The organism is Anabaena sp. UHCC 0451, assembly GCF_034931405.1.
GTDB lineage: Bacteria > Cyanobacteriota > Cyanobacteriia > Cyanobacteriales > Nostocaceae > RDYJ01.
Genome location: NZ_JAYGHA010000016.1, coordinates 87,257 through 95,908 on the forward strand (window position 1 = coordinate 87,257; position 8,652 = coordinate 95,908).

Here is an 8,652-nt window from a genome sequence, read left to right on the forward strand (position 1 = left end):
TTCCCTGTTGCTTCCTGTTCCCTCTGAATCCGGTTGAGAACATTGGTAAACCTGACTTGTTATTATTCACACTTACAACCATCCAACACAGTTAGCAGCCTGTCTAGAATCCTTTACCCATTTAGACTATCCGAGCGATAGCCTACCCTCGCTCCTACAAAGTTATCGTTAATCAAAAACTTTACTGTTAAAATCTATTCCATAGCTTCCTATACATATTAATGGAAAGGGGGAAAAGCTAAATAACTAACACATATTGTATATTTATGCTAAATTTTTCAATTATTATCCCAACTTATAACCGTCCCGAAAGACTAAAAACCTGTTTAGATTCCCTCACCCATCTTAATTATCCTGGCGATCGCTTTGAGGTCATTATTGTGGATGATGGCAGTGATAACCCCTTAGATAACTTAGTCAACCCTTATTATCACCAGCTTAATCTTACTCTAATCCGACAACTCAATGCCGGACCTGCCAAAGCCAGAAATACAGGGGTAAATGCAGCCAAAGGACAATATTTAGCCTTTACAGATGATGACTGCACCCCTGAGCAAAATTGGCTCTTAGTCCTCGAAAATGCCTTCTCTAAGACACCTAATGCTCTTTTAGGGGGAAAAACGATGAACGCTCTCCTAGATAATCCCTATTCTACAGCGAGTCAACTACTGATTGATTATCTTTATGATTATTACAACACTAATTCTGCTCAAGCAACGTTTTTCACGTCTAATAATTTCGCGGTTTCTAGGGAATTATTTAACCAAGTTGGACAATTTGATGTGACTTATCCTTTATCAGCAGCAGAAGATCGGGAATTTTGCGATCGCTGGTTGCACCAAAGTAACAAAATGATTTATATTCCAGAAGTTACTATTTATCATGCTCATCTACTCACATTAAAAACCTTTTACTTTCAGCACTTTAACTATGGTCGCGGTGCATTTTGCTTTCATCAAATCAGAACTCAGCGCACCAATGAACACATCAAAGTTGAACCACTCAAATTTTATTTGAATTTACTCAGATATCCCTTTCTGAGCAAGTTAAGTCAATCAGCAATATTAGTAACAATATTATTCCTAATATCACAGTTTGCAAATGTAGCTGGATTTTTCTGGGAACAGTGGCATCAATCAGAAAAAGAATTAAAGTGACAAATATAAAGATATACAAGGCAAAAGGCAAGAGGGGAGAGACTTTTAGCGATTTAATATTTTGTTACATACTTTGATTTTTTTCTGCCAACTTACTTAGTATAAGTCTGCATTTTCTTCCTGATATCTAATAATAAATTATTTATAGTCGTTAACAGATTCATGTCGTTATTAACAAATTCATGTCGCTGTTAACGAATTAGTCTAAGTAGCTGGTTGCAATTAAATATAAAATGTGGGATGGGCATACTTCGACTGCGCTCAGTACAAGTCTTGCCCGTCAACAGGCTAGAAGCCTGTTCCACTATCTAACAATTAATTAAGCCTACTTACTTATTCTCAAGCAATTCCTATTGTTTAATCGCTTGATATTTTCCCAACGCCATTAAAGGAAAATATTGCTGATAGAGGTGATATTTAAGATAAAAATGACAAGGAAAACCAGTTCCTGTAAAGTATGATTCATCCCAAGTACCATCTGATTTTTGAGTTTCTAACAGGTAATTAATTCCTTTTTCAATACTATCCAAAGACATTTTCCCAGTTGCTTCACCTGCTGCTATTAACCCAATTAATGCCCATGCTGTTTGTGATGCGGTGCTGTCTCCTTTTCCTTTCAAACTGGAATCATTGTAACTAAAACAAGTTTCTCCCCAACCACCATCAAGGTTTTGAACTTTGACTAACCAAGCAGCACCTTGTTCTATATGAGGGCGATATTTTTGGGGATTTATTAAAGCTAAAGCGGATAAAACGCCACTAGTTCCATAAATGTAATTTACCCCCCAACGTCCAAACCAACAACCTTCTTTTTCTTGTTCATGGAGAAGATAATCAAGGGATTTTTTTAATTTATTTGGTTGAATTGATAAGTTACAAGCACCCAACATTTCTATGACTCTAGCGGTGACATCGACCGTATTTGGATCAATCATGGCTTTTAAATCGCCATAAGGTACAGAATTCAGCCATTCTTGATCATTATCAATATCAAAAGCTGCCCAGCCTCCTGGTTGACATTGCATTGATGCTATCCAATTTAAAGCTCTTTTTATAGCTTGTTTTTTCAGATTTTCATTGGGCAATTTTGCTTGATGTAAAGCCATGACAACTACAGCAGAATCATCCACATCTGGATAGAAACGATTGTCAAATTCAAACGCCCATGCGCCGGGTTTTCCTTGCTTATTTTTTACGTTCCAATCACCATAATCAAGGATTTGTTTTTCTATTAACCATTCTCCAGCTTTGACAATTACAGGATTATCTGCTGGAAAACCTGAATCAATTAAGGCGCGAATTGCCCAGGCTGTATCCCATACGGGAGATACACAAGGTTGAACGCAGTAACTATTTTCTGTTTCAATGGCAAAATTATCAACTGCTTTTAAACCTCTATATATAATCGGGTCGTTAGCGTCGTAATCTAAACATTTTAAAGCCAAGAGAGAATTTAACATAGCAGGAATAATTCCCCCCCAATCTCCTGTAGCTTCTTGTCGTTCTAAAATCCATTTTTCTGCGGCTTTGATACCTTCATTTCTGAAAGGTACAAAATTCAAACTTTCTGCTAGTTTAAATCCGTCATCTAGGATATTAAATATATCCGACCAATCACCATTTTTTGGTAATTCCCATTTGACGTTATTCACACCTTCGGTATATAATTCATCTAAATTGATGGGGTTGTCAATTTTAAAGATAGGTTTACGATCAAAGACTATTAATAATGGCACTGTGCTAGAACGCGCCCAGCTAGAAAGTTCATAAATATTGATGGGAAAATTAGCAGGTAATAGCATTACCCAAGGTGGTAATGAAGGAAGTCCGCGCCAATTGTAACAACCAATTAAGGCTAGATGTAATTTGGTGAAAATGCGGGTTTTGCTAATTCCACCTTTTTGAAGAATTAAAGATTTAGCTTTTATTAATGCGGGATCTATTGCGGGTACACCTAACAATCTCAAAGCCATGTAAGCTTCGACTGTTGTGTTTAGTTCTCCACCATCACCATAAAAAAGTTCCCAACCTCCATGTTCTCGTTGTTGCGATCGCAGATATGCTTCAATTTTATGCAAAGGTCGAGTTTTGTCTGTTCCCCAAATTTTATGCAGCAGTACAGCTTCGGACGTGATGGTAACATTTGATTCTAATTCCGCCCACCAGTAACCGCCTGGTTTTTGAATTGACAGCAGATGTTTTTGACTGGCTGCAATCGCTTCTGTAATTTGCTTGACTTTGCCCCTGTCTTGTGTTTGCATAAAATACGCACCTCAGCACCAATAGTTAATAACATAACCTTGGGAAAAGAATATTGTTTCCCAAAATCAACAAACAATGTATTCTGTCTGAATTACTGAGAATTTGCAAGAGTGATGGTAGAAATTTTATTGAGTTTGATGGTTTTATCTTTAACAATTTGGTTATTTTTACTGTTGTTTTGGGGGCAATTTTGGCGGGTAGATCAGCAGTTAAAAACTGCACAAAATAAGTTAAAATCTTTACCTACGGTGTGTGTTGTAGTTCCAGCGCGGAATGAGGCTGATGTTATTCCTATTAGTTTGCGATCGCTGCTTCTTCAAGACTATCCTGGTAATTTCCAAGTGTTTTTGGTGGATGATCAAAGTACGGATGGTACAGCCAATTTTGCCCAAGGGGTAGCTTACGCAGTAGACAAACTTCCACAATTGCATATTGTCTATAGTGCAGATTTGCCGGTTGGTTGGACTGGTAAACTTTGGGCGATGGAACAAGGTATAAAAGCTGCTTTAAAGACGTTTCATGAAACGTCTTTACAATTACCCGATTATTTTTTACTAACCGACGCAGATATAGAACATGATATTAGTAACTTGCATAGATTAGTTGCTAAAGCTGAAGCCGAGAATTTAGATTTAGTATCAATTATGGTCAAGTTGCGGTGTCAAAGTTTTTGGGAACAATTGTTAATACCTGCGTTCGTTTTTTTCTTCCAAAAACTCTATCCTTTTCGTTGGGTAAATAACCATAAAAAAGCCACTGCGGCCGCTGCTGGTGGTTGTATTTTAATTAGTAGAGAAATGCTTCAGAAAATTGGTGGACTACAAATAATTCGCCAAGCTTTAATTGATGATTGTTCTTTAGCCAAAACTGTTAAATCTCATCAAGGAAAAATTTGGTTAGGATTAGATGCTTTAACCTATAGTTTACGTCCTTATGATTCCCTAGAAACTATTTGGAATATGGTAGCCCGTAGCGCCTACACACAACTAAATTATTCTCCTTTGTTGTTAGGAGGAAGTGTCTTAGGCATGATTTTAGTTTATATGCTGCCACCGTTAGGAATTATCTTAGGTTTAGTGATGGAAAATTTACCCATTACTATCATCAGTTTATGTACTTGGCTATTAATGACAGTAGCATATTTTCCCATTATTCGCTTTTATAAATCTCCCCTTTGGTTAGCATTTTGTTTACCTATAATTGCTTTTTTATATACTTTAATGACTTTAGATTCTGCTAACCGTCACAGACAAGGACGCGGAGGTGCTTGGAAAGGCAGAGTTTATGAAAACTAGAATTATTACAAGATAGTTCTTCCTTATCGATTCCATGATAACAAATTTAAAATCAAAAGTCAACACCTAAAACTCTCTTTAAGCTACAATTTAAATCCCCAACTTTTTCAAGAAATCGGGGATATGATGTACTCATTAAAGAATCAGATAACTATGCCAAATTGACGGAGTATTGTTATCAGTTTTTTCAGGTAGTAATAAGTGCCAACTCTTACCTTCTTGTTGAATTTGCAAATAAATTTCAAAGGGTTTGTGTAGCTGAGTGATTTGTTTTTTGGATAATTTGGCAGTTAAATCATAACTTCCTTGTACACGGTAAGCGGGTAAATTTTCAATGGTTAAAGGCTGTTGCTGAGTAATTGCTATTCGCTTAATATCGAAATTTTGAAAATCTAAATCTAGCTTTTGCTGAAGTTCCTGTTTGCTTTGTTCTAGCTGAATAGTTATTGCTTTTTCGACTAACTCATAAGTTGGTAGCAATGCAATACTATTACAAGCCGTTAATAATACCAAAATTCCTATTAAAAAAAAGCGAACCATATCTTTTGTATACTACTCTTTACCAACAGTATAGCGGTATATGTTTTCATTTTTTATAGTCACAAGATCAAAACATAAAACTTTACAAGCAGATTAGCAATGTATTAAAAAACTAAATTCACACCAAAAAATCATTTTAAGCTTAAATTAAAACAATAACAATATTTTTATTATATTAAACCAATAACACTAGTAAATGTCATGAAAAAATTATAGAATACTAAATAAAGTCAAAAAAATATATCTTTAGAAAGAATATTAAAAGAAATATTAATGGTTATCATCTTATAAATTAAAGTTGAGAAAAAATATAGCCAATCCCAAAAAAATCTTGATTGGGCAATAAGCTAAACTTTAGTTTTTCTGCTAGTAGTCTAGTAGTATTGACTATTTTTCTAAAATCGGTAGTTGTAGATTTCTGAAATTCAAAGTCTCATTAGTGTTGACTTAGTTGTACTTGAATAAAATTGAAATAAGAAGAAAACCTCATGTATAGTTATCTTTTGCAAAAAACAAAAAACAAAATATTACAAATAATTAATACAATTCCCTATGTACGATATCAAGCTGAACTTAATTATCAAGCGGAAGTAGAAAAATATATTCCCCATCTAGCAAGTATTTCCAAAAATGATCAAGAAATAGTTGAGAAAATTAGACAGGAAGGAGTTTTCATAACTTCCTTAGCAGATTTAGGAATTGCATCTACTCCTAAATTTATACAAGCTGCACAAAATCTGATTCCCCAGATTCCCACCTCTGCTTCAGAGGATAATCAGGAATTTGTTATTCATGCTAGTTCTCAGCAAATTATGGCATACCCAATCATTTTTTTGTGGGGTTTAGAAAAAAGACTAATAAATATAATCGAGAATTTTTTTGGTTTACCAGTAGCCTATCATGGTGTATATTTTCGCCGAGATATTGCTAATAAATTAGAAAAAGGATCAAGAGTATGGCATATAGATAAAGAAGCAAGAAAGATATTAAAAATCATAGTTTATTTACATGATATTGATGAAAGCCAGGGACCTTTTCAATATATTCATCCTGCTTTAAGTTCAGAAATATCTAAATCCCTTAGATATAAATCTGGGTACATTTGTGATCAAATTATGCAAAAAGTAACACATTGTAGTAATTATAAATCGTGTATAGGTCTTGCTGGTACAGTGGTTTTTGCTGCTACTCATAGTATATTTCATCGTGGCAAGATACCTGTAACTTCAGATAGATTTTCTATCTTTTTCGATTACACACCAAGACTCAAAGAACATTCATTTTATAGTGCGTCATCTTTACAAGATAAAGATTTGGCTTTACTAGCGAAAAATCTGCCTGAAGCCCAAAAAAAGTGTATTTTTAGGTAAAAATGTAAGCATTCAGCTAATTTTGTCAACACCTTCAATCGCTGGTAACGGAGTTTTTTTATTATCAAATTTGGCTAATTTTGTTACCATTAGGACTTACGAAAGATTGAACTCAAAACCTGATTATTGCGTAGGGGTAATTCATGAATTACCCCTACTTCCGTCCTGTTTTGCGTAAGTCCTGACCATTATAAAAAATAATTACCATTGATAGTCACCATATTCTGATAAAATAATAAATTGAATAAATTGAATAAATTCTAAACTTTCAACCCAGCCCAGAAAAAATCAAAGCATATCAAGTTGAATAAATCCGTGAAGCATCATACAAAATCAGCCTTTAATTTTTTATACTGTTGCCAATAGTCTTAATTTACTTTTTTAAAATTGAGCCTTTATACAAGAATAGCATAAATCATAACTTAGTAATTGTAATATTTGCTTGTTTTTAAAATATTAAATTCGTAATCAACTTGGCTTTTTATAGTCGTCAATTTATAGTAATTATTGACGAAGGGGAATAACTTGCTTTTGCAAAATTTTGCTTTACAAAGGTTTGAAAAATTCAGACTGTGAAAAAAGATTATGATTTTTAAGGATAAAAGTCTGATGAAATTTGATATTCCTGAAAATTTGTACTCACAAAATAAACTCAATATTACATCTATTTCCCCAGTCGATACCTTTCAAACATCGGTTGACAGTAGCTTAAGTTGGGGTAGTCATAGTAGCTCACTGCAAGATGAAAATAGTCAGCCTATTGCTACCATAAACAACTATAACTCTAACAATGGTTATGGCTTAGTCAATGCAGGAACAGCAGTTAGTAACGCCGCTGGTGAAAGTCCCTATCCAGATGCTCCTAAGTTGGGTGGAAATAATTGGGGTGCAGATATGGTAAATGCTCCTACAGCTTGGCAAAATGGACATACAGGTCAGGGAATTATTGTGGCTGTACTAGATACTGGAGTTGACTATAACCACAACGATTTAAATAATAATATTTGGATTAATACTAAAGAGATTGCAGGTAATGGAATAGATGATGATGGTAATGGTTATATTGATGATTCTCAAGGTTGGAATTTTGATGGTAACAACAATAATGTTTTAGATAATAATGGCCATGGAACTCATGTTTCTGGGACTATTGCAGCAGAAAATAATGGTAGTGGTGTAACTGGAATTGCTTATGATTCTCAGATTATGGCAGTTAAAGTTTTAGATGAAAATGGTTCTGGTTCTTACTCAAATATCGCTAATGGTATTCGTTACGCTGTAGATAATGGTGCTAATGTAATTAACCTCAGCTTAGGAGGTAATTCTTCTAATAATACTCTCAAATCAGCTATTGAATATGCCAGCAGTAACGGTGTAATTGTTGTTATGGCCGCAGGTAACGATGGCGGTTCTACACCATCCTATCCAGCCCGTTATGCTTATGATTCAGGAATTGCTGTTGGGGCAGTAAATAAAAATAATCAATTGACTAATTTTTCTAACCGTTCTGGTTCTCAAGAAATTAAATATGTCACTGCTCCAGGTGAGGATATTTACTCTACAGTTCCCAATAATCAATATGCTACTTACAGTGGCACTTCTATGGCCGCTCCCCATGTTGCTGGGGTTGTGGCGCTGATGCTTAGTGCTAATCCTAATCTGACAGAAAGCCAAGTGCGGGATATTATTACAAGTACGGCTGAAAATGACACAAATCCTCAACAGCCTAGTCAGCCGACAAATCCTATGCCTTCTCTGCCGTTTCCATTTCCTATTATTGATTTACCTTTCAATCTGATTGATATAGGCTCACAATTTCCTGTTGATATCGGTTCACAATTTCCGATAAGTTTCCAAGCACAATCAACTATTTCTTTACCACCAATTGTGTTATCTGTTGGTGAAAACAATTTAGAATTACAGTTTGGTGATTTTGCTTCTAAAACTTCTAATGTAGAGGAATTTAGTTACGACAATGATAGATGGGAATTGCGTTACTATGACAGCAATTTAACTAACTATAGGGAT

6 protein-coding genes are annotated in these 8,652 nt (G+C 34.8%); 4 read left to right on the forward strand and 2 right to left on the reverse strand.

What is annotated here, in order from left to right; genetic code table 11:
* The first annotated feature begins 266 nt into the window (after positions 1-266).
* Positions 267-1,157 carry a glycosyltransferase gene (locus VB694_RS13045; protein ID WP_323360749.1) on the forward strand — a complete coding sequence of 297 codons (891 nt, stop codon included), beginning with the start codon at positions 267-269 and terminating at the stop codon, positions 1,155-1,157.
* A gap of 350 nt (positions 1,158-1,507) precedes the next feature.
* Here the strand turns inward: VB694_RS13045 and shc are convergent, their stop codons facing one another.
* Positions 1,508-3,418 carry a squalene--hopene cyclase gene (gene shc / locus VB694_RS13050; RefSeq protein WP_323360750.1) on the reverse strand — a complete coding sequence of 637 codons (1,911 nt, stop codon included), beginning with the start codon at positions 3,416-3,418 and terminating at the stop codon, positions 1,508-1,510.
* 114 nt (positions 3,419-3,532) lie between these two features.
* Here shc and VB694_RS13055 point away from each other — a divergent pair, with 114 nt between their 5' ends.
* Positions 3,533-4,714: a glycosyltransferase gene (locus VB694_RS13055; RefSeq protein ID WP_323360751.1), complete on the forward strand. Its 1,182-nt coding sequence runs from the start codon at positions 3,533-3,535 to the stop codon at positions 4,712-4,714.
* Positions 4,715-4,849: 135 nt separating this feature from the next.
* Here the strand turns inward: VB694_RS13055 and VB694_RS13060 are convergent, their stop codons facing one another.
* Positions 4,850-5,254, reverse strand: a complete 405-nt coding sequence (locus tag VB694_RS13060; protein ID WP_323360752.1) for a hypothetical protein — start codon at positions 5,252-5,254, stop codon at positions 4,850-4,852.
* Between the two features lie 488 nt (positions 5,255-5,742).
* Between VB694_RS13060 and VB694_RS13065 the strand changes: the two genes are divergently transcribed.
* A complete protein-coding gene (locus VB694_RS13065) occupies positions 5,743-6,624 on the forward strand; it encodes a 2OG-Fe(II) oxygenase (RefSeq protein WP_323360753.1) in 882 nt (293 codons plus the stop codon).
* A 609-nt stretch (positions 6,625-7,233) separates the two neighbouring features.
* Positions 7,234-8,652, forward strand: a 1,419-nt coding sequence (locus tag VB694_RS13070; RefSeq protein ID WP_323360782.1) for a S8 family peptidase, incomplete at its 3' end; no start/stop codon positions are given.

Excerpts from the sequence above, each read along its gene's own strand:
- VB694_RS13045 (WP_323360749.1), top strand. The coding sequence starts at position 267 with ATGCTAAATTTTTCAATTATTATCCCAACTTATAACCGTCCCGAAAGA.
- shc (WP_323360750.1), bottom strand. The coding sequence starts at position 3,418 with ATGCAAACACAAGACAGGGGCAAAGTCAAGCAAATTACAGAAGCGATT.
- VB694_RS13055 (WP_323360751.1), top strand. The coding sequence starts at position 3,533 with ATGGTAGAAATTTTATTGAGTTTGATGGTTTTATCTTTAACAATTTGG.
- VB694_RS13060 (WP_323360752.1), bottom strand. The coding sequence starts at position 5,254 with ATGGTTCGCTTTTTTTTAATAGGAATTTTGGTATTATTAACGGCTTGT.
- VB694_RS13065 (WP_323360753.1), top strand. The coding sequence starts at position 5,743 with ATGTATAGTTATCTTTTGCAAAAAACAAAAAACAAAATATTACAAATA.